Here is a 24117-nt window from a genome sequence, read left to right on the forward strand (position 1 = left end):
TGATTCGTTAAATAAAATAACAAATTAACGAATAACTAAAATGCTACTAGCTTTTATGAATGTAACTGATTATACCTATTTGATTAATAAACCTGATGCTACTCAAGAAAAGCAAACGGAGGCTTTGGAAAAAGTACTCGATGAGTTTCCTTATTTTCAAAGTGCCAGAGCCATACAATTAAAAGGGCTTTACAACCAAAACAGCTACAAATACAACGAAGCATTAAAAACTACTGCTGCATATAGTACCGATAGAAGTGTTCTATTTGAATTCATTACTTCTGATACGTTTACTTCTATTCAAAAGGGACTATATGATAAAAAAGCATTAGAAATACTCGATATACAAGTAGTAGATAGCGAGATTATTGAAACTGAAGTTAAACAGGAAACAAAAATTAACGCAATAGAACGTTCAATACTTACCTCGATAAAAGAGGCTACTCCAATACAAGTCGATGAGCAAACTAAATCCACGGAAGAGAAATTGTCCATTGGTCAGCCGTTAGACTTCTCTAAAAGTGAACAACATTCTTTTCAGGAATGGCTTCAACTCTCGAGAAAACAACCTATTCAAAGAGAAAAAGAGATCCAAACTCCTTCAGAATACCCTTTACATGATGAAGATAAAAGAAAGAAATTAAAACTGATCGATAAATTCATTCAAGCAAGTCCAAAGATCTCACCAATTAAGCATGGCGTTGCCTCCACTATTACTTTTGAATCACATGCGACAGACACTTCGTTCTTGATGACAGAGACTTTAGCAAGAGTGTATTTAGAACAAAAAAAATATCAAAAAGCGATTCAAGCATATGAAATATTAATTTTGAAATATCCAGAAAAAAGTAGTTTCTTTGCAGAACGCATATCGGATATTAAGATTTTACAAAATAATAATAACAATTAAACAATGAGCACATTTTCAATTTTTTTAGTTTTAATAACTATAGTTTGTTTTCTATTAATCGTGGTTATCATGGTTCAAAATCCTAAAGGTGGTGGATTATCCTCTACTATAGGTGGATCTCAAATGTTAGGTGGGGTACAAAAAACAACAGACTTTTTAGATAAAAGTACTTGGACATTAGCTACAATATTAATAGTACTTATTTTATTTTCTAGCTTTAGCTTTACAGGAACATTTAGTGATACTGATTCTAAAATCATTGAAAACACAGGAAGTGCGACACCAGCTACAAACACGCCTGCTACTCCTGCTACAAATACACCTGCAGCCGCAAATCCAACAAAATAAATTATTACAATATATTCTAAAATGCCAGCCTGTCAAAGCTGGCATTTTTTATAAGAAATTATGTCAGTTTGATTAGGATGGCATAATTTCTGAAATAAATATATTGTAATAAAAATAAATACTAAAAAAATATAAAATCATGGCTTTAAACATTAAACCACTTTCAGACAGAGTTCTAATTGAACCTGTTGCTGCAGAGACAAAAACTGCTTCAGGGATTTTTATTCCAGATACAGCAAAAGAAAAACCACAAAAAGGAACTGTCGTTGCTGTTGGAAACGGAACAAAAGAACACACAATGACTGTGAAAATTGGCGATTCTGTTCTTTACGGAAAATATGCTGGTACTGAATTAAAACTGGAAGGAAAAGATTATTTGATCATGCGTGAAGACGATATTTTAGCAATAATCTAAAATCCCCTCCCACCTCCCCAAAAGGGAGGAGATTGGAATACATAAAAAATATTTACAAACAATATTCATCTCGACTCCCTCTCCTTTGGAGAGGGTGGGGTGATGAAAAATAAAGAATAAAATGGCAAAAGATATAAAATTTGATATTGAAGCACGTGACGGATTAAAACGTGGTGTTGATGCATTAGCAAATGCAGTAAAAGTAACTCTTGGACCAAAAGGTCGTAATGTAATTATTGGAAAAGCTTTTGGTGGACCAAACGTTACTAAAGATGGTGTAACAGTTGCAAAAGAAATAGAATTAAAAGATCCATTGGAAAACATGGGTGCTCAAATGGTAAAAGAAGTAGCTTCTAAAACTAATGACTTAGCAGGAGATGGAACTACAACCGCTACAGTTTTGGCGCAAGCAATTGTAAAAGAAGGATTGAAAAACGTTGCTGCTGGGGCAAATCCAATGGATTTGAAACGCGGTATTGATAAAGCAGTTGAAGCTATTGTAGCTGACTTAGCAAAACAAGCAAAAGTAGTAGGAAGTGATTCTGAAAAGATCAAACAAATTGCTTCAATTTCCGCTAACAATGACGAAGTAATTGGTGAGTTAATCGCTACTGCTTTCGCAAAAGTTGGAAAAGAAGGAGTAATTACAGTTGAAGAAGCAAAAGGAACAGATACTTATGTTGATGTTGTAGAAGGAATGCAGTTTGATAGAGGATATCTTTCTCCTTATTTTGTGACTAATTCAGAAAAAATGGAAGTAGAATTGGAAAATCCTTACATCCTTTTATATGACAAAAAAGTTTCTTCCTTAAAAGAATTATTACCAGTTCTTGAACCAATAGCTCAATCTGGAAAACCATTATTAATTATTGCTGAAGATGTTGATGGTGAAGCATTATCTACATTGGTGGTAAACAAATTGCGTGGAGCCTTGAAAATTGCTGCTGTAAAAGCACCTGGTTTTGGAGACAGAAGAAAAGCTATGTTAGAAGATATTGCTATCTTGACTGGAGGAACTGTAATTTCAGAAGAGAGAGGGTACACTTTAGAGAATACTACGATCGAAATGTTAGGTACTTCTAAAAAAGTAACTATTGATAAAGACAATACTACTATTGTGAGTGGTGCTGGTGAAGCGGACATGATTAAAAATCGTGTGAATCAAATTAAAGGTCAAATGGAAGCGACTACTTCTGATTATGACAAAGAAAAATTGCAAGAGCGTTTGGCTAAATTAGCTGGTGGTGTTGCTGTACTTTACGTTGGTGCTGCTTCTGAAGTAGAAATGAAAGAGAAAAAAGACAGAGTTGATGACGCACTTCACGCTACTCGTGCTGCAGTTGAAGAAGGAATTGTTGCAGGAGGTGGTGTTGCTTTATTAAGAGCTAAAAATGTTTTAAGCAGTATTAAAGCTGACAATGCTGATGAAGCAACAGGAATTCAAATTGTATCTCGTGCGGTAGAGTCACCATTGAGAACTATTGTTGAAAATGCAGGTCTTGAAGGTTCTGTAGTTGTTGCTAAAGTTGCTGAAGGTTCAGGTGATTTTGGATACAATGCCAAAACAGACGAGTACGTTGACATGCTTGCAGCAGGTATCATTGATCCTAAAAAAGTTACTCGTGTAGCATTAGAAAACGCAGCTTCGGTTGCTGGAATGATATTGACTACTGAATGTGCTTTGATTGATATTAAAGAAGATAATGGCGGCGGACACCCAATGGGTGGTGGTATGCCAGGAATGATGTAATTCCATTTTCTTTTAATCCTAAAAAAACCGTCTCAATAATTATTGAGACGGTTTTTTTACGCTTTGAATTTACTCTATTCTTGAACCTTAGATCTTTTACTAAACTTGTAAATTACTGGTAAAACTGTTATGGCGACAAGTGCAATAACAATAAGTTCGATGTGTTCTTTTAAATCGATTTGATAATTTTCTAGTAAAAAGCCATACAAATAATGCCCTGCGAAAATCAGTGTGAATGACCAAATAAAGGAACTTAAGATATTGTAAAACATAAACTTCTGTTTATCCATAGAAACGATCCCAGCAACTATAGGGGCAAATGTTCGGAATATTGGAAGAAACCGAGCGAAAATAATGGCTTTACCACCATATTTTTCGAAAAAATCTTTGGACTGAACCAAATATTTTCTTTTGAACCAAAAACTATCTTGCTTGTTGTACAAATAATAGCCACTTTTTGAACCAAACCAATAACCAACAACATTACCTAAAATCCCTGATAATGCTACAAATGTTGCTAAAAGAGCGACATTAATGAAATCATTTTCGATGAATAAAATATTTTCAATTAAATCTCTATTGTAGATTCCTGCCAAAAACAACAAACTATCACCTGGCAAAAAGAAACCTGCAAAAAGACCAGTTTCGGCAAAGACAATAAATAAAACTATATAAATTCCCAATTTAATTCCATTAATATCAAAATGAATATAAAAAAGTGGGTCAATCAAATTCTTCCAATCAAAATCGCTCATTCTAGGGGGTTTTATGCTACAATTATTCGTTCGTGAAAGTACGGATAATATATCTTAACCACAATTTATGAAACTATTTTAAAGTTTTATTAACTATTTAAATGAACTATAATAACGCTACATTTTTTTAAAGTCTAAAATTACTGCTCACAAAAAATTAATAGCACTCCAAACTATATAAGTTCCTTTCACTTTCCTCTAAGGGTAGCGACGCTAAAAAAATCGCTACAAAACACCCATAAAAAAACCAAAGCTTTCACTTTGGTTTACCACATTATTTCCGATCATATTGACAGCAGGAATGCAAACCATCATAAACCTCCTTAGATGCTTTAAATTCGCCAGTGTCGTGACCTACAGCAGCAATCACTTTTTGAATTGTTGTTACATCTGTTTTCTGCTCGTTTACGATTAAATAAAGCGTACCACAGTCCATGTGCCAATCTGAAGACTTTACTCCTGAAACACTCAATGCCGCTTTTTCGATCCTTTTTTTACACATTTCACAGTTTCCACTTACATGAAATTCAATCTTTGCATTTTTATTTTTTACTTCTTGTGCACTGCTTGTAAATACAGCAAATAACAATAAAACTCCAACAATAATATTTTTCATCCTTTATTTTTTTAAGATTATTTAATTTTAAATCGCAAACCCATGTAATACATTTGTCCAAAAACTGGACCATAAACTATTGACGCATCAAAAGTAGGTCCAAATGGGTTTTCATTACCCAGTATTACATTTTCCTGTTTGTAATTTCCAATATTTTCTCCGCCAATGTATATTTCAAAAGTGTTAGAAAAAATTCTTGTAACTTGAGCGTTCATTACAGAAAATGATGGCGAAAATTCAGGTAACCTGTCTACTTCTGGATTGGTTGTAGTAGTAGGCAATTGCTGCTTTCCTAGCCAATTCAACGTGTAATCAAACTTCCATTGTTTTCCCTTATCTAAAACAGGAGTTTCATATCCTAAATTCCCAAAGAAACGATGTTTTGCCTGCAACGGCCTTTGATAGGTTCCTGACAAATAATCAGTTTGAATATCATAGAATTTATAGGCTGTTCGCAAATTAAAACGCTTTTTCAACTCATAATTAAATTCTACTTGCAAACTATTCGCATACGAATTCCCTTTTAAATTATAAAACAAAACCTGTTGCGGACTTTGTAGCACATCAACAACAGCTTGATTTTGAAAATCGGTTCTGTAGAAATCAAAACCAACATCAGCACTTTTGTCAAAAAGTAAAAAACCCTGCATAAAACTCAACCCGTAATTCCATGCAATTTCAGGATTTAAACCGTATATTTTACCTTTGGTATCTAAAAAATCAAAGGTTCTTGAACTTGCTAAAAGCTGTTGATTTTCGGCAAAAACATTAGCGCTTCGTTTCCCTCTTCCTGCCGAAAATCGCAAAACTCCTTTCTCCCAGGGATTGTATCGCACATGTAATCTTGGCGTAGCAAAAATCCCCAAACGATTATGATTGTCTATTCTACCGCCAAGAACTATGCTAAAATCATCCGTGTTATCATAGGTATATTCAAAAAAAGCACCCACCGAGTTATCAATTCTGCTGTAATCATTCACATTGACAAATTCCCCGTATTTATCATAGGTAAAGTTCAAACCCGTTGAGAACTTATTCTTCGTATTATTGATAATCGAATTAAAAATTAGGTTTGAGTAATAACTTTTTTGTTTAATGTTATATTGGTTTAAACCAAAATACGACTTTTGATCATGACTATTGAAAGCATTCTGAAAACCAATACTCTGATAGGGCATATCCGGAAAAACATATCCTACTTTAGTGGAAACATCCACACGTTCAGTATTGATTTCGGAACCCCAATAATTAGTTGTTCCCTTATCTTTATCTGGGTCAAAATTTAATTCTCCCGTTTGTTTTTGATCATTCATATACCGGAAATTGATAAAACTTACCCATCCTTTTTCGGCATTAGTATATTGCCAACGGTTTAGAACATTAATTTGTTTGGCCAACGGATTATCGAGAAAACCATCGTCGTTCATATCATTTTTTGAAACTCTTGTGTTTCCATGCAGGAACAAACTACTACTCCACTTCTCAGAAATCTTTTTGTTGAAATGAGTATTTAATTCAAAACGAGAATCTGTCGCACCGTAGAAATTCAAAAAAAATGGAATATCACTGATTGGCTTTATTAATTCAGTATTAATTTGTCCCGAAATACTTTCGTACCCATTGACAACACTTCCAGCACCTTTGGTAATTTGGATGCTTTCTACCCAAGTTCCCGGGGTAAAGGACAATCCGTAGGCTTGAGAAGCACCACGTACCGAAGGAATATTCTCCTCGGTAATCATTAGATAAGGGCTCGTTAATCCTAGCATTTTTATTTGTTTCGTTCCCGTCAATGCGTCCGAAAAATTGACATCAATTGAAGGATTGGTTTCGAAACTTTCTGCCAGATTACAACAAGCAGCTTTGAGCAATTCTTTGCTTGTGAGAGTAGTCGTATTTGCCGTAAGGCTATATGATTTTTTTAAACTTTTACGGTCATTCTGCACTTTAATCTCTTGCAAAGTATCTTGCGAAAACGAATTAAAACTACAAAATAAGAACAATAAAAGTATTGAAATTTGTTTTTTCATTATTGATTTTTAATGTTTTAAAAAATATAAAATCACAAATAACGTGATTTAACTTTTGTAGAAACATTGAAACTACGCGTAGAAAATATATTGGTGGTATAATTTAAAAAAAGGAGACGCATTTGCATCGCAGTAATACGAAGTAAATGAGTCTTTTTTAAAATTTGAAACAAATGAAAACACGGAAGAATTCCATTCATTCGTTAGAAACATAAAATCCAAATGATAAGAGACTGTTTTTTGAATTAAATCATCTGTGTTCTTTTGAAATTTAACCTCTTTATCTTTGCAACAATGTGATTTTTTTTCAACAACTCCACAACAATCTTTTTCTAAATTCTGATCCTGAGCAGGCGTTTTCAGCGTAACCGAAGTAATATCGTTACCGCAATAACGAATATTAAATGCGAATCTCATATTGGAAAACAATATGAAAAATGCGAGAAAAATACAGATCTGTTTGGTTTGTTTCACGTTGTAAAATTAGCAATTAATACCTTAAAAAAATTAATTTTAATAAAAATTCACAACCTTAAAATTGCATGGAATGAATGCTTTACTATTTAAGATTTTAAAAAAAAGTATCATCCAAAACAATATAAATTGGCTTATTCTAAAGAAAAACGGAATCAATTTTTTTGTTTTTGATAATAAAATCCGGGAATAAATAATAAAACAAAAATAGGCTGAATCAAGAATCTACGAACATAGAATAAAAGCAAATTATTGCTTTCTCTATCTAGATTGATAACACAAAAAAAAGCAACTATTAAAATTAAAAAGAAAAAACAATACAGGACGAAGGCAAATTTGACCATCGTTACATCTTTGAAAAAGACATAAATAATTCCTAATGAAATAGTTGTATTCAATGTATAACGAAAGAATAGCCCTAAAAATAATTGTGTTGAATCAAAATATGGCAACCTTAATATCGTAAAATCTTTTTTGAAAAAATCAAGAAAAGGATCATAGAACAACTGATTTTCAAAAGCGCGAACAAGCACTAATAATACAACCAAAAAAAGAAATTGTACAAACGTCAGTTTGTCATTTAGTATCTTTTGAAGCATATCTTGAAAATTTACGAACCCAAATTAACCACAAAATAAAAACTACACCATAAATATACAAAGGGAACAGCACTCCGTGCAGAAATGGCTCTTGTTTTGGGAAATAAAAAATAAGTGCACTAAGAGCTGCTATTCTCATTACATTCAAAACATAAATAAGAAGGCTACCGCCAAAAATAAAAAACAGTGTCGTTTTTAATTTTCCAGAAAAAGCAATTACAAATGAGATGAATAAAATAATTACGCTAGTTGCATTACAACCTTCTACGATTCTCGCAACATATTTTTGATTGAAAAATAGTTTAATGTAAGGGTGCGAATCACTTTCTACTATTGAGGAACCTTCATCGAAGAGTAGCAATAGTTGTTCTGTATTCTCACTAACTAATCTGGTAATACCATCAACTTTATTCACTTCAAAACTATTAAGATACTGCTGATAGCAAACAGTCAGGATAATATACGTTAAAAAAAAAGATGCCAAAAAAAGCAAAAAAGGTTTGTAAAGAATAAAATATTTTTTCAAGATCTATTTTTTAACAAATTTATGTAATTTTTGAAACTGGCTTTAAATACTTTTGTATAAATAAAAATTTAAAAATATGACATTTCAAGAATTACAACCAAAAGTAACCGAAATCACATTAAATACAACACTTTCAAGAGACGAAAAACTACTCTCTATTTGTGAGCTACTAAGCAACTCTATTGACTATTACAATTGGGTTGGATTTTATTTTGCAAATCACGATACCAAAACATTGCACTTAGGGCCTTATGTGGGTGCTGAAACCGATCATACCGTTATCCCTTTTGGAAAAGGAATTTGCGGACAAGTGGCAGTTTCTAATGAAAACTTTGTAGTTCCCGACGTTGCAGCTCAAGACAACTATATCGCGTGTAGTTTTACCGTGAAATCAGAAATTGTTGTCCCATTATTTGTAGACGGTAAAAATATTGGTCAAATAGACATTGACAGCCACGTGTTAGATCCTTTTACTGCTGAAGACGAACGATTTTTAGAGTTTGTTTGTGCAGAAATATCAAAATTGTATTAAACTGATTGACAAAATTAATACAAGCATCCAACTATGAAATATCACTTTATTAATTTGCTCCTTTTATTTATTTTAACACCTTCATTTGGCCAAGAAAATAAAGATGCGGCATTCTATATTGATTCCTTAGGCAATATTAGCGAAGAAGTTAATTACAAATTCATAAGAACCGTGAAGGAATACTATGTAGAAAAAAAAGAGTACCAATTTTCAGAGTATTACAAATCTGGTCAAGTAGCATTAACAGGCACCACAAAAGATAGAGACAGAATACGATTGGATGGTACTGCAGTGACATTTTACGAGAATGGTACCAAAAAACAGATTTCGAATTATAATGATTCCCATTTAGAAGGAAAACAATTTCAATGGTACGACAATGGAGTTTTACAATTTGAGAAGGACATTACTTTTGATAAAATCAAAAACGAAAGTGTTGAAAAACTACTCCAGTATTGGGATTCCAACAATTCCCACCAGATTATTGACGGCAATGGAACGTACGCTGCATTAATTGAAAATGACAGTGAAGGCATCGAACACAAGAATTCCGTTTATGAAAAAGGTGAAATCAAGAATGGATATAAACATGGCGTTTGGAACGGAAATTCATCCCATCCAAAAATTACATTTCAAGAGGAGTACGAAAATGGTAAATTGATAACAGGCACCAGTACTGATGACAATAATATTCAATATACATACACTGAAGTTAGACAAAAACCAACTCCTAAAACGGGTATTAATGATTTTTATAAATACGTAGGTAGAAACTTTAAAACACCAAATATACAAGGTCTAAGTGGCAAAATATATTTAACGTTTATTGTAGATCTAGAAGGAAAATTAGTAGAAACTAAGATAATTCGTGATATAGGATTTGGAACCGGTGCAGAAGCGCTACGAATTATAAAGGAGGCCAAAAATTGGATTCCCGGTAAAATAAGAGGAATTCCTATTCGATTTTTTTATGCATTGCCCATAACGGTTAAAGTGCCTTAGTATTAAACACCTGAATATAAAGTTTTTAAAAACTTTTGAAAGTTTAATTTTAGTTTTAAAAAATAAATAGTACTTTTGCACTCGTCTTATAATAGATGTAAGACATACATAAAAATCATTAAACAAATATTGGAATGTATTTAACTAAAGAGATTAAAGAAGAAATCTTCGCTAAACACGGAGAAAAAACAAACACTGGAAAATCCGAAGCTCAAATTGCTTTGTTCACTTACAGAATTAGCCATTTGACTGAGCACTTGAAAAAAAATCGTCATGATTACAACACAGAGCGCTCATTAGTATTGCTAGTAGGTAAAAGAAGATCTTTGTTGGATTATTTGAAGAAAACAGAAATCAACAGATACCGTGAAATTATCAAAGTATTGAATATCAGAAAATAATCAATAGAAAAGAGGTGCGAAAGTGCCTCTTTTTTTATTTTATAATTTACAGTCAAATGATTTTATTGCAGTCCTGACACAAAAGGGATTAGAATCAAGGCTACACCGAAAAGTCATCATAATTTTGTGATGATGAATAAAAAAAGTTTGGTTTTTCATTGGGTTTTAGGCATTAACTACGCAAAACAACAACTACAACACAACTAGAACCCATGTTTAACTAATAAATTAAATTTATGATTCCACAATTATTTGTAGAAAGTATCGATTTAGGTGATGGCAGAAACATCACAATCGAGACAGGTCGTCTAGCCAAACAAGCAGATGGATCTGTAGTAGTAAGAATAGGGAAAACTGTTATTTTAGGAACAGTAGTATCCTCAAGAAAAGCAAGTCCAGGTATCGACTTTTTGCCGCTTACGGTAGATTATCGTGAAAAATTTGCAGCAGCAGGACGTTTTCCCGGTGGTTTTTTCAAAAGAGAAGCGCGACCAAGTGATAACGAAGTACTAACCATGCGTTTAGTAGACCGTGTATTGCGTCCACTTTTCCCATCAGATTACCATGCTGAAGTTCAAGTGATGATCCAATTAATGTCTTATGATGAGGATGTAATGCCAGACGCATTAGCAGGTTTAGCAGCATCAGCAGCATTAGCTTTATCTGACATTCCTTTTGAAACTTTAATTTCTGAAGCTAGAGTTGGAAGAATTGATGGTAAATTCATCATCAATCCAAGTCGTGCACAATTAGCATTGTCTGATATAGATATGATGATTGGAGCTTCTATGGATTCAATCGCAATGGTAGAAGGAGAGATGAAAGAAATCTCAGAAGCAGAAATGCTTGAAGCCATTAAATTTGCACACGAACACATCAAAAACCAAATCTCAGCTCAATTGCGTTTGCAAGCTGCATTTGGTAAAAAAGAAGTTCGTACTTACGAAGGAGAAAGAGAAGACGAAGCTATTTATGCAAAAGTAAAAGCGGCAGCTTACGATAAAATTTATACTATTGCAAGCAAAGGTTCAGCAAAACAAGAACGTACAGCAGCATTTGAAGAGGTAAAAGAAGAGGTGAAAGCTTTATTTACTGAAGAAGAATTGGCAGAAAACGGAGATTTAGTTTCTAAATACTTCAAGAAAACAAACAAAGAAGCAGTTCGTAACGTAACCTTAGATTTAGGAACACGTTTAGACGGAAGAAAAACTACAGAAATCAGACCAATCTGGTGTGAAGTAGATTATTTACCATCTGTACACGGATCAGCATTGTTTACACGCGGAGAAACTCAAGCATTGGCAACGGCAACTTTAGGAACTTCTAGAGAAGCAAACCAAATTGACTCTCCATCAGAACAAGGTGAAGAAAAATTCTACTTACATTATAACTTCCCTCCTTTCTCAACTGGTGAAGCACGTCCTTTAAGAGGTACTTCAAGAAGAGAAGTAGGTCACGGAAACTTAGCGCAAAGAGCATTAAAGAACATGATTCCTGCTGATTGTCCTTATACAATTCGTGTGGTATCTGAAGTATTAGAATCGAATGGTTCGTCTTCTATGGCAACCGTTTGTGCTGGAACACTATCTTTGATGGATGCTGGTATTCAAATGATTCGTCCAGTATCCGGAATTGCAATGGGATTAATTACTGATGGAGATCGTTTTGCTGTATTGTCTGATATTCTTGGTGATGAAGATCATTTAGGAGATATGGACTTTAAAGTAACTGGAACTTCAGTAGGAATTACAGCTTGCCAAATGGATATCAAGATTGACGGATTGAAGTATGAGATTATGGAAGCAGCATTAGCGCAAGCTCGTGACGGACGTTTACATATCCTTGGAAAATTAATCGAAACTCTTGCTGCTCCAAAAGAAGATGTTAAAGCATACGCTCCAAAAATCATAACAAGAAGAATTCCTAATGCATTCATTGGTGCCTTAATCGGACCTGGTGGAAAAGTAATTCAAGAATTACAAAAAGCTACTGGAACAACGATTGTTATCAATGAAGATCCAACTACAGAAGAAGGAGTAATCGAAATTTTAGGAACAGATCCTGCTGGAATTGAAGCAGTATTGGCTAAAATTAAATCGATCACTTTCAAGCCTCAAATGAATGAGTCATATGATGTGAAAGTTATCAAAATGCTAGATTTTGGTGCAGTAGTTGAATACCTAGATGCGCCAGGAAATGAAGTTTTACTTCACGTATCGGAACTAGCATGGGAACGTACAGAAAATGTTGCTGATGTAGTTAATATGGGAGATACTTTCCAAATTAAATACCTAGGAATGGATCCTAAAACTCGTAAAGAGAAAGTATCTAGAAAAGCACTTTTACCAAGACCTCCACGTGAGGAAAGAAAAGAGTAATCAGATCTTAGTTTACTAAAGGTTTATTTATAGAAAATCCCGTTCGCCCTGGCGAACGGGATTTTTGGTTTAATTAATGAAAGTATTACATTTGAATACTAAATCTCTAAAAATATGTTCTCTAAAGGATTCAAAAAAGCAATAGAAGAATTACCAAGTACCGAAAAAGACAAGTTGATATTCCGACTTTTAAAAAAAGACTTAGATCTGGCTAACCGTCTTCATTTTGAACTAGTCGCTACAGAAACCGTGGATGAAAAGAGAAATGATTTTGAAAAAGCAATGCTAAAAAAAATCAATTACCTAAGTAATAGATTTTATTCAGTTGGGTATTTATTACAAGATATTCGCTATGTAAGCGGCGACATTAATGAACATGTAAAAATCACTAAAGACAAGTTTGGTGAAATAAGCCTAAATCTTAAAATGTTAATTCATCTCTTAACAATTAACGGGGAAAGAATAGAAACTGTGCCTTATTCAAAAGCGTACACGTTGTGCATCTATGTAATTGCACGAGCTTTTAAAATTTTACTTTTAATAAAAGCTATTAACGAAGACTATTTTTTAGATTTTAAAGAAGATCTTTCCACATTAGGAAAACTAATTTATGACATTCCTTTTTTAATGCACACCGCTATTAATAATGAATTAGATGTTAATTGGCTGATTTCCGGAGAAATCCCTGAAGATATTGCGCGAATTCACAAAGAGATTAGAGCTAATGGATATTTAAAATAAAAATGCTACACATAATAAACATGATCGACTATAACCAATAAAAAACCCAGAGCAAGTCTGGGTTTATCTTATTTTTTTATAGTGCAGCACTAAAGCAAATGAATAGTAGGGCACTTAATAGAGCGCAAAGATATAAAGAAAACTATAATTATTATGATAGTCTTTCAATTTTATTTGGTGTAATTCTAAATGCAAATGGTCTATTATCTGATGATTTTTTTTTAATTTCTGGCCAACGTTTAATTAATTGTTCTACCATTTCCCAAAAACTAAAACCCGTAGATGGCGGTTTGAAAAAGAAAACACCTAGCCCGTGTTTTTTGTATAGCTCATTTTGATGTCTGGTGGTATGAATTCTTAAATCTTGTGTTATGACAATTCCTCTTTCTTCTCCTACTAACGGAATCCAATCTTCATCTTTGACTCCTTTTCCAAATACTTGTTTAATAGACAAAACTTGAATTTGTAATTTTTCATTTGAATTTAAATGTTTTTGAAAAACATTCAAGCCATCGGCAAGGTGATGTGAAAAATTTTCATCAATGTAAATGTTTGTCATTATGCTACGCTTTTACAATAATCAATAGCATCATTAACCTGTTTTAAAGATATTTCGTATGATTCTGCAATAAATTTTTTAGTCTCTTTTGATTTATATAGATTATAAATTGTTTGCGGATAAATATTGGTGTCTTTAATAACTGGTTGTCCAAACTGATGATCAGGATCTACAATTACACAATTAGATTTTCCTAATGGATAAAATTTATTCGCCAAATTATTTTTATCAAAATCTAAATTCTGAGCAAATTGTTTTATAAATTTTAAATTTAATTGTTTTGTAGCATCTAAATTTATAATTTCATTTTCATTAATCTCAAATAAAATTCTTTTTCCCGCACAGGTCATTTTTTCTATTATTTTAGAACTTGCAAAAGGAAAAGCCGTATCAAATCGTTTAGATAGCTGACTATGTGCATCTAAAATTCTTTGGGTTGGTACACCAACTTCTTTGAGTTGAAAAAAAATATAAAATTCAACTAAAGTGTGAAAACTTACCGCTTTACTATTATGAACTTTCCAAGAATATTTTTCACCATATTGGCTTGCAAATCTTTTATCCCAATATTCGTTTAGTAGACTATTAACTTTAGAATATTTTAAATTTAATATAGACGCAATGTCAGGAACTGTAAAAATCCCCAAACCTATTTCTATATGATTTTCAAACTCCATATTTTCTAATATTTTACACAAATCTAACGATTTATCTTTAAAGTCAAATTTTATTTAGCATTTGGCACCAAACTTATTTATGGAAAACAATACCTTTTTTTTATAAATTCTAATCAACTATATTTGCTACATAACTAAAATCAGTATTGAAAAGATAAATAGATAATAACAACATATAAAATTAGCGTTTAGCGAAAGAACCTGTATTCTGAAAATTCGACACTTCATAATACCTACAGGGAAGTTCAAGCTAACGTTCACGTGTAGGCGTGGGCGTTGCTTTGCTTTGTAGGTACGGGCGTCGAATCCCGCAGAATACGAGCATTGCAATTAGCCTGCGCCTATTTTTTGTTACTCCAACAAAAACATGAAACTATACGCTACGGTCGAAGCAGTCTTAAAAAAAGAACCCAATTATGTAACCGATGACGGTGACTTGAAAAAATGGGTAATCATTAGTAAAGCACAAAATTGCGATACAGAATTAATCTCCATATTACTAGAAAACCAAGAAATTAAAACTCATTTTTTTATTCCTATCAAAGACATTTTGGTTTTTAACCAAGCCTTGTTTATTGAATTTATGGAACAAAAGAATTATCTAAACGATAGTTTTACGGCTTATAAAAACAAAATAGGATTAACAATTGACGGCAAATTCTTAAACCAACGAAATGAAGTGGCTCTGGTTTGGCCCTATAAAGATTGTATTCTTGAAGGCGGACAAAGCCGAGAGGAAGACAAACGAGAAGAAATTTTCTTTAATGAAGTGTTGGCACAAGACGAAATCAACCAATTACTTGATCCGAAAGTATTAACCAATGCTAAAACATTTACTGCTGAAGGAGAAAAAGCATTTGATGGTTTTAATAGAAACGAACAAGGAACAATAACTGATAATTTGGTTATAAAAGGTAATAATTTATTGGCTTTGCATTCTTTAAAAGAAGAATTTGCTGGTAAAGTAAAGCTTATTTATATTGATCCACCGTATAATACAGGAAGTGATAGCTTTGGCTATAATGACAATTTTAATCATTCTACTTGGTTGACTTTTATGAAGAATAGATTGGAAGTTGCAAAGGAATTGTTAAGAGAGGATGGGGTTATTTTTGTACAATGTGACGATAATGAACAAGCTTATTTAAAAGTTTTAATGGATGGTATTTTTGGAAATAATAATTTTGACTCTTGCATAACTACTATTGTTAAAACTGAAGGAAGAAGGTATGGTAATCTTGCAAGAACTCACGAAAGCATTTTATTATTTACAAAAAACAAAGCATATGCCAAGATATATGAAGTTGAGAAAGAGAATCATAAATTCAAATTTACTGATAATATAGGAGGATATGATTTAACTGATTTGAGGAATCAAAACGCAGTCGCTTTTAATTCAAAAAACAGACCTAATCTCAGGTATCCATTTTATGTTGATTTAAATAGCGAAGATGAAAATAAATTATTTAAAGTAAAAGTTATAAATAATGAAAACGAAAATGAAGTTGTTTATCCAATAACCGTAAATGGATTAGATAGTGTTTGGAGATGGGGAAGAGATAAAGCAATTGAAAACGAAAACCATCACCTTGTTGCTAGAAGAAGTGCAGATGGAATTTTCAGAGTTTTTCAAAAATATAGGTCAAGTACCACAATGGAAAAAACAGTTTGGTTTGATAAAAATTTAATTTCAAATAAGGGGACAAAAGAATTAGATGAATTATTTAAGGATAAGATTTTCGATTTTCCGAAGCCAGAATTTTTACTTAAAAAAATCATTGATTTATCAACAATCGAAAGTGATATAATTTTAGATTTTCATTTAGGAAGTGGCACAACAGCAGCAGTAGCAAACAAAATGAACCGACAATACATAGGAATTGAGCAAATGGATTACATTGAAACCATAGCCGTAGAACGATTGAAAAAAGTAATTGCGGGTGAACAAGGCGGAATCTCTAAATCCGTCAATTGGCAAGGCGGAGGTTCTTTCACTTATCTAGAACTCAAAAAATACAATCAAACTTTTATCGATAAAATCTTAAAAGCCAAAAAAAGCAAAACTTTGTTAGTCATTTGGGAGGAAATGAAAAATAAATCTTTTTTGAATTACAATATTGCTATTCAAAAACAAGAAGAACACATTGAAGACTTCAAAAAATTAGAATTTTCAGCACAGCAAGAACTCTTGATTACTTTATTGGATAAAAATCAATTGTATGTGAATCTTTCTTCATTACAGGATAAAGATTTTGAATGTACTGATGAAGAATTAAAAGTAACACGGGATTTTTATCAATTGAAAAAATAACCCCAAACTTGTCATTTCGACAAAGGAGAAATCACATCCGATTGATTAGTGTGATGAGATTCCCCCTTCGTCGGAATGACAAAAAAACAACAATCATTTATGGCTTATTTATACGATACATTAAAGGATAATTTTGGTAAAATTGCTATTTCAAAAGTTGAAATTCCCAATTATATTTCTGACAATCTTAAACCAGGTTATGGAGAAAGAGAGTATCAAAAAGAAGCTTTTCAGCGTTTTATACTTTTTTATAATGAAGATTTTGAAGGCAAGCCAAGAAAACCATTTCATTTGATGTACAATATGGCGACCGGAAGTGGAAAAACACTTATAATGGCTGGATTAATGCTCTACTTGTATGAAAAAGGATATCGCAATTTTTTGTTTTTTGTACATTCTAATACCATTTTAGATAAAACCAGAGAGAATTTTTTGAATGCTATGGCGAGCAAATATTTATTCAATCAAGATATTGTTGTCAATGGACAGAAAGTATATATAAAAGAAGTCAGAAATTTTGATGAAGCAGATGATAGAAACATCAACATTCATTTTACTTCAATTCAAAAATTGCATTCAGATTTAGTGCAAAGCGAGAAAGAAAACGCTTTGAGTTTGGAGGATTTTAAGAATAGAAAAATAGTTTTATTAGGAGATGAAGCACATCATTATAATGCCAATACGCAAAGTCAAACGCAATTGTTTCAAAGTTGGGAAAAGTTAATCGAAGATATTCACCAGGCTGACTTTAATAATATTTTGTTAGAATTTACAGCAACTTTGGACTATGAAAAAGCGGATATTGTAAAAAAATACGAAGATAAAGTACTCTTTAAATATGATTTAAAACAGTTTCGATTAGACAAATTTTCAAAAGAAATCAATTTAATCCGGTCTAATTATGATGAAAAGGAACGTGTCATTCAAGCCATTATCCTTAATCAATATCGGCAAGAATTGGCAACCAAACAAAATATCAATTTAAAACCAGTTATTCTTTTTAAGGCGAAACAAACCATAAAAGAATCCGAACAAAACAAACAGAATTTTCATCAATTGATAGAAAGTTTAGATGGAGGTAGTATTGATGCTATTAGAGAAACTTCAACAGTGACTATTGTTCAAAAAGCTTTTTCTTTTTTTGACAGTATTCATTTGTCTTCAAACGAATTAGCAAAAAGGTTGAAATCTAATTTTCGTCCAGAAAATTGTTTGAGTGCCAATGATGAAAAAGAGACTGAAGCCAATCAGATAAAATTGAATACACTTGAAGATGCTAATAACCCAATTCGAGCAATTTTTGCCGTTCAAAAACTTAATGAAGGTTGGGATGTTTTAAATCTTTTTGATATTGTGCGCTTGTATGAAGGACAAAATTCAGGTGGTTCTAATAAAACATTCGGGAAAACTACCGTTGCTGAAGCACAGTTAATTGGTAGGGGAGCACGATATTTTCCGTTTACTTTGGATATTGACCAAGATAAATATAGAAGGAAATATGATGATGAAATAGATAATGATTTTAAGGTTTTAGAAGAATTGTATTACCATACCAAAGACGAAAGCAAATATATTTCGGAACTCAAAAAAGCATTGGAGCATTTTGGAAGTACAGAGAAAGAAGAAGATTTTGTTCAATTTTCTCTTGAACTAAAGGAAGATTTCAAAACAACTGATTTTTACAAAACAGGAACGGTCATTTTTAATAGGCGAAAAGAGAAGAGTTATGCTAATGTGAAATCATTTGCCGATCTAGGTGTTGTCAAAAAAAATTATGAGTATATTTTGTCTTCAGGAAGTGGCATAATGTCAGGAATGTTTAGTTCTGATTTTGAAATTTATGACAATACAAATACTGCAAAAGATGTCAAGCTGAGCGAGCTAATAAACCAACATATTATTAGATATGCATTAGCACAAAATCCATTTTTCCATTTCGATAAATTATCAAAATACTTTCCGAATATTCCGTCAATAAGTTTTTTTATAAACGATAAGAACTATTTAGGCAATCTTGAAATTGCTTTAGTAGGGAATAAAAAGAGACTAGAAACTATTTCAAATAAGGACTATTTACTGGCCATTCAAGGATTATTATCAGCAATTGAAATAGAGATTAAAGCAAATTTAACACAGTATGAAGGTTCAGATTATATTCTAAAGAAAGTACATGAAGTTTTTAGAGATAAACCTTTAAAAATAAATAAATATGATGAAAGAGCTGACGGACAAGAAAGCATAGTAGCTAATGAACCGTGGTATGTTTACAATGCGAATTATGGAACAAGTGAAGAGAAAGATTTTGTGAAAATGTTTGCCAAGAGATTTGAAAGTTTAAACAAGAAATTTGATAATATCTTTTTGATAAGAAATGAAAGAGAGATAAAAATCATTGATAAATTAGGTCGTGCATTTGAACCTGACTTTCTCTTATTTTGCAAGCAAAAAGAAGGAGAAGAACTGACTTTTCAAGTATTTATTGAACCAAAAGGAGGGCATTTAATTTCTCACGATAAATGGAAAGAAGATTTTCTTAAAGAAATTGAAGATGAAAAAAGAACGATAAAAATTAATACCGATAAATATAGAATTACGGGTGTTCCTTTTTATAATAATCGAGTGGCGAATGATTTTAAAAAATCATTAGAAAGCGTTCTAGAGCTTTAAAAAGATAGTTTTCAATTCTAGCGTCAGTTGCATTAGGGATAGTAGTGGAAATCCTTTTTATGCGCCACGGCGCATAAAAAGATTGCAACGTATAGCCCGGTTCGCCGCGGCGAAAATGCCCAAAAAAAAACTCTAAAAAATCTTTATAAAAAATTTTGTAACTTTTTTGAAACCTAATACGTATAACCATTTGTACACATAAAATTGAGGAGACAAAAACATGAGACAACTTAAAATCACCAAGCAGGTAACGAATCGTGAAACTGCATCATTAGACAAATATTTACAAGAAATTGGAAAAGTTGACCTTATAACTGCTGACGAAGAGGTAGAGTTAGCGCAAAAGATTAAAGCTGGTGACCAAAAAGCATTAGAAAAATTAACAAAAGCCAATTTACGTTTCGTAGTTTCGGTGGCTAAACAATACCAGAATCAAGGCTTGACGCTTCCCGATTTAATTAACGAAGGGAATTTAGGATTGATAAAAGCAGCACAACGTTTTGATGAAACACGTGGTTTCAAATTCATCTCGTATGCGGTATGGTGGATTCGTCAATCTATATTACAAGCATTGGCAGAACAATCTCGTATCGTTCGTTTGCCTTTGAACAAAATTGGTTCTATCAATAAAATCAACAAAATGTACGCCTTATTAGAGCAATCTAACGAGCGTCCACCATCTGCTGAGGAAATTGCAAAAGAACTTGACATGACCGTAAATGACGTAAAAGAGTCTATGAAAAACTCTGGACGTCACTTATCCATGGATGCGCCTCTTGTAGAAGGAGAAGATTCTAACCTTTATGACGTTTTACGTTCAGGTGAATCTCCTAATCCAGACAGAGAATTAATCCACGAATCATTGCGTACCGAAATCGAACGTTCATTAGAAACATTGACTCCAAGAGAAGCTGATGTAGTTCGTTTGTACTTTGGTCTTGGCGATCAACACCCAATGACATTAGAGGAAATTGGAGAAACTTTCGACCTAACTCGTGAGCGTGTGCGTCAAATCAAGGAAAAAGCAATCCGTAGATTAAAACACACTTCAAGAAGTAAAATACTAAAAACCTATTTAGGATAAAACCGTCAAAAGTCTTAAAGTCAAAAATCATATCGTCCAACAACAGTATGATTTTTGACTTTCGGCTTTCGACTAATAAGTAACGACGGTCTGATTAACTGTTCGTTTTTTGATTGATGATTGAAACTCCGGCTGATTACCGGAGTTTTGTTTTTTTATCAAACAAAACTCCAGCCTGTTCTCCGCCGCGGCGGATCGGGTTTAGTTTTGCTCTGTTCGACTTTCATTCTCAACTCCGGAGTTTTATTCTTTAAATCGGAATTGCTTTCACTATCACTTTTATGGCGTACCCCTTCGTAAAAACTTCGGGTCAGGCTTTCGGCTTTATCTCTCCGCTACGCTGCGAGGATACCGCCTTTATCCCTTACGCAAATCCGGTGGCCAATGACGAATTGAATCTCCAAAAACTTTCTTCAATTGCTGCAAAAAAACTACTTTTGCACAAACAACACAAACTGTAGAGCACTGCAGTGCATCTCTACATAACAACTACACAATGAAGAATACACTTATCGCACCATCAGTGCTTGCTGCCGATTTTGGAAATCTGCAACGCGACATCGAAATGATCAACAACAGTGAAGCCGATTGGTTTCATATTGACATCATGGATGGCGTTTTCGTACCAAACATTTCATACGGAATGCCAGTTCTGGAAGCCATTAACCGTCATGCCAAAAAAACAATTGACGTTCACTTGATGATTGTCGATCCAGACCGTTACATAAAAACTTTTGCCGAGTTAGGCGCAAATATTCTGAGCGTACATTATGAAGCGTGCACGCATCTTCACAGAACGCTACAAGCCATCAAAGCAAAAGGAATGAAAGCGGGGGTCGCTATGAATCCACATACTAATATTGACTTACTGGAGGACGTAATTAATGATGTTGACTTGGTTTGTATCATGAGTGTCAATCCAGGCTTTGGAGGACAATCATTCATCGAAAACACGTACGCAAAAGTTGAAAAACTAAAAGCATTAATCCTTAAAAAAGGAGCTACCACACTTATTGAAGTAGACGGCGGTGTAACTAGTAAAAATGCAAAACAATTAGTCGAAGCTGGAGCAGATGTTCTCGTAGCTGGAAGTTTTGTTTTTAAAGCAGAAAACCCAACACAAACGATACTTGATTTAAAGAAGCTAACAAACTTCTAATAAAAAATGGTGCTTTGAGCACCATTTTTTGTTTTTATTATCTTTCTTGAAAATTAATCATTCTTGAAACGTGAGTATAAAGCTCTGGATGTAGGTTTCTAAAAATCTGTGGAGTTTCATAAAAATGCTCCAACACCACCGATATAAACTCAAATTGATTTTCATAAGCATACTCCCTAAAATACTCCTTTTCAGTTAATTCATTATTTAAAAAAGGATCGTTATAATATTTTATCACTTCATTAAATTCATCAAAAAATATTATTGCACTTGGATCATTACTTCGTAAACAATGAAAATGCAATACATGCGAAAACTCGTGTAAGCCCAAATTAATATTATCATTTGATGCCGTATGTCCTAGTAAAAAATCTTCCCAGGAAAAAGCAATGACTTTCATTCTAGGATTAAATTCGCCTTTATGATAAGCTTCATTCACAGTAGAATAGTAGCTAGAAGGATAAATTATTATTTTATCGAATAAAGTAATCAAGTACTTCCTCATGCCAAAAGTTAGCATCACGTAGGTTCCGGCAATCAACATTTGCATTTGTTCTGAAATTTCAATTTCCTTTCCTATGAACTCATAATGCATTAGAAAATCTTTTACACGATGTTCGAAATACGTTTTCCGTTTTGGAGAAAGTCTATTGTAAAAATAAAAATCATCAGCTAAAATTTGGCGCTCGCTTGGTCTTAATTTCTTAGTAAAAGGGTAGCAGTGCACATACAGTGGTTTGTTAAAAAGAAACACATACGTTGGTTCAAGCACTCTGAAAATAAGAAGTACAAGAAAAAATGCTCCAAAAAGCACAAAGAAAAAAATTTGAAATACCATTTTACAGTACCGCTTTAAAATAAAAATGCTCCAAAACAATCTCAATGAAACTTGATTTTTTGAAGCATTTTTAATTGTTTTTGTGACCGCGACAGGGTTCGAACCTGCAACCCTCAGAGTCGAAATCTGATATTCTATCCAGTTGAACTACGCAGCCATTATTTTGTTGTTTTTTCTTTTAAAAATTCTCTTCCACTTCCTGTTTTAAAGTATTTTTCACGAAGAACTGCCTCGCTTCTTGAATCAAAAATTTCTAAATAAACCAATTTCCAAGGCTTAAAACCTTTGGTAGATTTTGTTTTACCTGTATTATGTTCTATTATTCTTTTATCTATGTTACTGGTCTGACCTTTATAAAGTCTTACATCAATCTCACTTTGTAAAACATACACAAAATATTCCATTTGTTGTCAAGATCTGATATTCCCTGCCTGCCGGCAGGCAGGTATCCAGTTGCCTGCCTGCCGGCAGGCAGGAACTACGCAGCCATTTGATTTTAGATTTTTGATTAACGATTTTAGATTTGTGAATTATTATCGTTAAGCTTGAATCATAAAATTTATGTCAATAATTTTTTAACTATTGTAGAAATAGTTTTTCCTTCGGCAGTTCCACCTAATTGTGCAGCTGCTAAACCCATTACTTTCCCCATTGATGCAATTCCTGACGCACCTGTTTCTGCAATAATTTTAGCAATTACAGCTTCAACTTCTGCTTCACTTAATTGCGCTGGCAAGAATTTTTCGATTACTGCAATTTGTGCTAATTCTGGTTCAGCTAAATCCAGACGATTTTGTTCAGTAAAAATTCTAGCGCTTTCCTTGCGCGTTTTTACTAATCTTTGAAGCAATTTAACCTCGTCATCTTCCGTTATTTCTTCTTTTGATCCTGTTGCTGTTTGTGCTAATAGGATTTCAGATTTAATAGCTCTCAAAGCTTCTAGTGCAACGGTATCTTTGGCTCTCATGGCGGTTTTCATTTCGTCCATGATTTGTACTGATAAACTCATATTCTTTATTGTTAATTTGGTTAATCGATTGTTGAATGAATCGATTGTTGAAAAGCTAATTGTGAAAATGATTCCTATTTTCTGCCCCAGATGGTAGTGGAAAGCCTTTTGAGAGGAACTATATTTTTTATTGAACTAGAAAAGCGACTAAAAGAAGCTCTTTCTTGTTCCTATAAAAAAATAGTTGCGGTAAAAAGCTTGAAACGACAGCTGGACTAAGGCCCGACAAATTTAAAGAAATTTACTGTAATTAACAATAAATTGCCTTGTTGCTCGAAACAAAAAAAATAACCCGAAAATGCTATAGATTTTCGGGCTACCTCATTTTGGTTTGAG

At 32.9% G+C, this 24117-nt stretch carries 25 protein-coding genes and 1 tRNA gene; 14 read left to right on the forward strand and 12 right to left on the reverse strand.

What is annotated here, in order from left to right:
• Positions 1-40 precede the first annotated feature (40 nt).
• From ACNQGB_RS00295 to groL, 4 genes are all read left to right on the forward strand, one after another.
• Entirely contained in the window at positions 41-910 is an 870-nt protein-coding gene (locus ACNQGB_RS00295) for a tetratricopeptide repeat protein (protein ID WP_417943593.1), read from the forward strand.
• Positions 911-913: 3 nt separating this feature from the next.
• On the forward strand, positions 914-1258 hold the full coding sequence (gene secG, locus ACNQGB_RS00300; protein WP_417943592.1) for a preprotein translocase subunit SecG: 345 nt from the start codon (positions 914-916) through the stop codon (positions 1256-1258).
• A 139-nt stretch (positions 1259-1397) separates the two neighbouring features.
• Entirely contained in the window at positions 1398-1673 is a 276-nt protein-coding gene (locus ACNQGB_RS00305) for a co-chaperone GroES (protein WP_007137725.1), read from the forward strand.
• 121 nt (positions 1674-1794) lie between these two features.
• Positions 1795-3423 carry a chaperonin GroEL gene (gene groL, locus ACNQGB_RS00310; RefSeq protein ID WP_417943591.1) on the forward strand — a complete coding sequence of 543 codons (1629 nt, stop codon included), beginning with the start codon at positions 1795-1797 and terminating at the stop codon, positions 3421-3423.
• A gap of 74 nt (positions 3424-3497) precedes the next feature.
• Here groL and ACNQGB_RS00315 read toward each other — a convergent pair whose 3' ends face one another.
• The 6 genes from ACNQGB_RS00315 to xrtF form a co-directional block, all read right to left on the reverse strand.
• Complete coding sequence (locus tag ACNQGB_RS00315) at positions 3498-4178, reverse strand: DedA family protein (protein WP_309759995.1); 681 nt, start codon at positions 4176-4178, stop codon at positions 3498-3500.
• 274 nt (positions 4179-4452) lie between these two features.
• Entirely contained in the window at positions 4453-4794 is a 342-nt protein-coding gene (locus ACNQGB_RS00320) for a heavy-metal-associated domain-containing protein (RefSeq protein ID WP_417943590.1), read from the reverse strand.
• A gap of 17 nt (positions 4795-4811) precedes the next feature.
• A complete protein-coding gene (locus ACNQGB_RS00325; protein ID WP_417943589.1) occupies positions 4812-6824 on the reverse strand; it encodes a TonB-dependent receptor plug domain-containing protein in 2013 nt (670 codons plus the stop codon).
• Positions 6825-6896: 72 nt separating this feature from the next.
• A complete protein-coding gene (locus ACNQGB_RS00330) occupies positions 6897-7298 on the reverse strand; it encodes an HYC_CC_PP family protein (RefSeq protein WP_417943588.1) in 402 nt (133 codons plus the stop codon).
• Between the two features lie 155 nt (positions 7299-7453).
• Positions 7454-7897 (reverse strand): exosortase F system-associated membrane protein, encoded by a 444-nt coding sequence (locus tag ACNQGB_RS00335; RefSeq protein ID WP_417943587.1) that lies wholly within the window; start codon positions 7895-7897, stop codon positions 7454-7456.
• A complete protein-coding gene (gene xrtF / locus ACNQGB_RS00340) occupies positions 7875-8423 on the reverse strand; it encodes an exosortase family protein XrtF (RefSeq protein ID WP_417943586.1) in 549 nt (182 codons plus the stop codon). The genes ACNQGB_RS00335 and xrtF overlap by 23 nt, the downstream gene beginning before the upstream one ends.
• 76 nt (positions 8424-8499) lie before the next feature.
• On the opposite strand from xrtF, the gene ACNQGB_RS00345 reads away from it, so the two are divergent.
• The 5 genes from ACNQGB_RS00345 (at position 8500) to ACNQGB_RS00365 (ending at position 13477) form a co-directional block, all read left to right on the forward strand.
• On the forward strand, positions 8500-8955 hold the full coding sequence (locus ACNQGB_RS00345; RefSeq protein ID WP_417943585.1) for a GAF domain-containing protein: 456 nt from the start codon (positions 8500-8502) through the stop codon (positions 8953-8955).
• 33 nt (positions 8956-8988) lie between these two features.
• The gene (locus ACNQGB_RS00350; protein ID WP_417943584.1) at positions 8989-9957 is read left to right on the forward strand and encodes an energy transducer TonB; all 969 of its coding nucleotides are present in this window, start codon (positions 8989-8991) and stop codon (positions 9955-9957) included.
• A 134-nt stretch (positions 9958-10091) separates the two neighbouring features.
• Positions 10092-10358 (forward strand): 30S ribosomal protein S15, encoded by a 267-nt coding sequence (rpsO, locus tag ACNQGB_RS00355; RefSeq protein ID WP_121924099.1) that lies wholly within the window; start codon positions 10092-10094, stop codon positions 10356-10358.
• A gap of 236 nt (positions 10359-10594) precedes the next feature.
• The gene (locus ACNQGB_RS00360; protein ID WP_417943583.1) at positions 10595-12736 is read left to right on the forward strand and encodes a polyribonucleotide nucleotidyltransferase; all 2142 of its coding nucleotides are present in this window, start codon (positions 10595-10597) and stop codon (positions 12734-12736) included.
• A gap of 114 nt (positions 12737-12850) precedes the next feature.
• Positions 12851-13477: a hypothetical protein gene (locus tag ACNQGB_RS00365; RefSeq protein WP_417943582.1), complete on the forward strand. Its 627-nt coding sequence runs from the start codon at positions 12851-12853 to the stop codon at positions 13475-13477.
• 151 nt (positions 13478-13628) lie between these two features.
• Here the strand turns inward: ACNQGB_RS00365 and ACNQGB_RS00370 are convergent, their stop codons facing one another.
• Positions 13629-14036 carry a PIN-like domain-containing protein gene (locus tag ACNQGB_RS00370; protein WP_417943581.1) on the reverse strand — a complete coding sequence of 136 codons (408 nt, stop codon included), beginning with the start codon at positions 14034-14036 and terminating at the stop codon, positions 13629-13631.
• Positions 14036-14713: a DUF433 domain-containing protein gene (locus ACNQGB_RS00375; protein WP_417943579.1), complete on the reverse strand. Its 678-nt coding sequence runs from the start codon at positions 14711-14713 to the stop codon at positions 14036-14038. The genes ACNQGB_RS00370 and ACNQGB_RS00375 overlap by 1 nt, the downstream gene beginning before the upstream one ends.
• A gap of 367 nt (positions 14714-15080) precedes the next feature.
• Between ACNQGB_RS00375 and ACNQGB_RS00380 the strand changes: the two genes are divergently transcribed.
• The 5 genes from ACNQGB_RS00380 (at position 15081) to rpe (ending at position 21934) form a co-directional block, all read left to right on the forward strand.
• Entirely contained in the window at positions 15081-17024 is a 1944-nt protein-coding gene (locus tag ACNQGB_RS00380; protein WP_417943578.1) for a DNA methyltransferase, read from the forward strand.
• A gap of 99 nt (positions 17025-17123) precedes the next feature.
• Positions 17124-19691 carry a DEAD/DEAH box helicase family protein gene (locus tag ACNQGB_RS00385; RefSeq protein WP_417943577.1) on the forward strand — a complete coding sequence of 856 codons (2568 nt, stop codon included), beginning with the start codon at positions 17124-17126 and terminating at the stop codon, positions 19689-19691.
• A 220-nt stretch (positions 19692-19911) separates the two neighbouring features.
• Positions 19912-20775: a sigma-70 family RNA polymerase sigma factor gene (locus ACNQGB_RS00390; RefSeq protein ID WP_007137700.1), complete on the forward strand. Its 864-nt coding sequence runs from the start codon at positions 19912-19914 to the stop codon at positions 20773-20775.
• A 281-nt stretch (positions 20776-21056) separates the two neighbouring features.
• Complete coding sequence (locus tag ACNQGB_RS00395) at positions 21057-21236, forward strand: hypothetical protein (RefSeq protein ID WP_417943576.1); 180 nt, start codon at positions 21057-21059, stop codon at positions 21234-21236.
• A gap of 35 nt (positions 21237-21271) precedes the next feature.
• Positions 21272-21934, forward strand: coding sequence for a ribulose-phosphate 3-epimerase (gene rpe, locus ACNQGB_RS00400; RefSeq protein ID WP_417943575.1), 663 nt, complete (start codon positions 21272-21274; stop codon positions 21932-21934).
• 37 nt (positions 21935-21971) lie between these two features.
• Here the strand turns inward: rpe and ACNQGB_RS00405 are convergent, their stop codons facing one another.
• From ACNQGB_RS00405 to ACNQGB_RS00420, 4 genes are all read right to left on the reverse strand, one after another.
• Entirely contained in the window at positions 21972-22772 is an 801-nt protein-coding gene (locus ACNQGB_RS00405; RefSeq protein ID WP_417943574.1) for a zinc-dependent peptidase, read from the reverse strand.
• 83 nt (positions 22773-22855) lie between these two features.
• Positions 22856-22929: transfer RNA gene (locus ACNQGB_RS00410), tRNA-Arg, on the reverse strand.
• 1 nt (position 22930) lies between these two features.
• Positions 22931-23176, reverse strand: coding sequence for a GIY-YIG nuclease family protein (locus tag ACNQGB_RS00415; RefSeq protein ID WP_417943573.1), 246 nt, complete (start codon positions 23174-23176; stop codon positions 22931-22933).
• A 155-nt stretch (positions 23177-23331) separates the two neighbouring features.
• Positions 23332-23781 carry a GatB/YqeY domain-containing protein gene (locus tag ACNQGB_RS00420; protein ID WP_099714450.1) on the reverse strand — a complete coding sequence of 150 codons (450 nt, stop codon included), beginning with the start codon at positions 23779-23781 and terminating at the stop codon, positions 23332-23334.
• Positions 23782-24117 lie beyond the last annotated feature (336 nt).

The sequence above is a fragment of the Flavobacterium frigidum genome (genome assembly GCF_048286795.2).

Bases quoted from the DNA above. Each gene is read 5' to 3' on its own strand.
- ACNQGB_RS00375 (WP_417943579.1), bottom strand. From the start codon at position 14,713: ATGGAGTTTGAAAATCATATAGAAATAGGTTTGGGGATTTTTACAGTT.
- groL (WP_417943591.1), top strand. From the start codon at position 1,795: ATGGCAAAAGATATAAAATTTGATATTGAAGCACGTGACGGATTAAAA.
- ACNQGB_RS00390 (WP_007137700.1), top strand. From the start codon at position 19,912: ATGAGACAACTTAAAATCACCAAGCAGGTAACGAATCGTGAAACTGCA.
- ACNQGB_RS00345 (WP_417943585.1), top strand. From the start codon at position 8,500: ATGACATTTCAAGAATTACAACCAAAAGTAACCGAAATCACATTAAAT.
- rpsO (WP_121924099.1), top strand. From the start codon at position 10,092: ATGTATTTAACTAAAGAGATTAAAGAAGAAATCTTCGCTAAACACGGA.
- ACNQGB_RS00380 (WP_417943578.1), top strand. From the start codon at position 15,081: ATGAAACTATACGCTACGGTCGAAGCAGTCTTAAAAAAAGAACCCAAT.
- ACNQGB_RS00365 (WP_417943582.1), top strand. From the start codon at position 12,851: ATGTTCTCTAAAGGATTCAAAAAAGCAATAGAAGAATTACCAAGTACC.
- ACNQGB_RS00320 (WP_417943590.1), bottom strand. From the start codon at position 4,794: ATGAAAAATATTATTGTTGGAGTTTTATTGTTATTTGCTGTATTTACA.
- ACNQGB_RS00350 (WP_417943584.1), top strand. From the start codon at position 8,989: ATGAAATATCACTTTATTAATTTGCTCCTTTTATTTATTTTAACACCT.
- ACNQGB_RS00335 (WP_417943587.1), bottom strand. From the start codon at position 7,897: ATGCTTCAAAAGATACTAAATGACAAACTGACGTTTGTACAATTTCTT.
- secG (WP_417943592.1), top strand. From the start codon at position 914: ATGAGCACATTTTCAATTTTTTTAGTTTTAATAACTATAGTTTGTTTT.
- ACNQGB_RS00295 (WP_417943593.1), top strand. From the start codon at position 41: ATGCTACTAGCTTTTATGAATGTAACTGATTATACCTATTTGATTAAT.
- ACNQGB_RS00385 (WP_417943577.1), top strand. From the start codon at position 17,124: ATGGCTTATTTATACGATACATTAAAGGATAATTTTGGTAAAATTGCT.
- ACNQGB_RS00325 (WP_417943589.1), bottom strand. From the start codon at position 6,824: ATGAAAAAACAAATTTCAATACTTTTATTGTTCTTATTTTGTAGTTTT.
- ACNQGB_RS00420 (WP_099714450.1), bottom strand. From the start codon at position 23,781: ATGAGTTTATCAGTACAAATCATGGACGAAATGAAAACCGCCATGAGA.
- ACNQGB_RS00315 (WP_309759995.1), bottom strand. From the start codon at position 4,178: ATGAGCGATTTTGATTGGAAGAATTTGATTGACCCACTTTTTTATATT.
- ACNQGB_RS00370 (WP_417943581.1), bottom strand. From the start codon at position 14,036: ATGACAAACATTTACATTGATGAAAATTTTTCACATCACCTTGCCGAT.
- rpe (WP_417943575.1), top strand. From the start codon at position 21,272: ATGAAGAATACACTTATCGCACCATCAGTGCTTGCTGCCGATTTTGGA.
- ACNQGB_RS00405 (WP_417943574.1), bottom strand. From the start codon at position 22,772: ATGGTATTTCAAATTTTTTTCTTTGTGCTTTTTGGAGCATTTTTTCTT.
- ACNQGB_RS00305 (WP_007137725.1), top strand. From the start codon at position 1,398: ATGGCTTTAAACATTAAACCACTTTCAGACAGAGTTCTAATTGAACCT.
- ACNQGB_RS00395 (WP_417943576.1), top strand. From the start codon at position 21,057: ATGGCGTACCCCTTCGTAAAAACTTCGGGTCAGGCTTTCGGCTTTATC.
- ACNQGB_RS00360 (WP_417943583.1), top strand. From the start codon at position 10,595: ATGATTCCACAATTATTTGTAGAAAGTATCGATTTAGGTGATGGCAGA.
- ACNQGB_RS00415 (WP_417943573.1), bottom strand. From the start codon at position 23,176: ATGGAATATTTTGTGTATGTTTTACAAAGTGAGATTGATGTAAGACTT.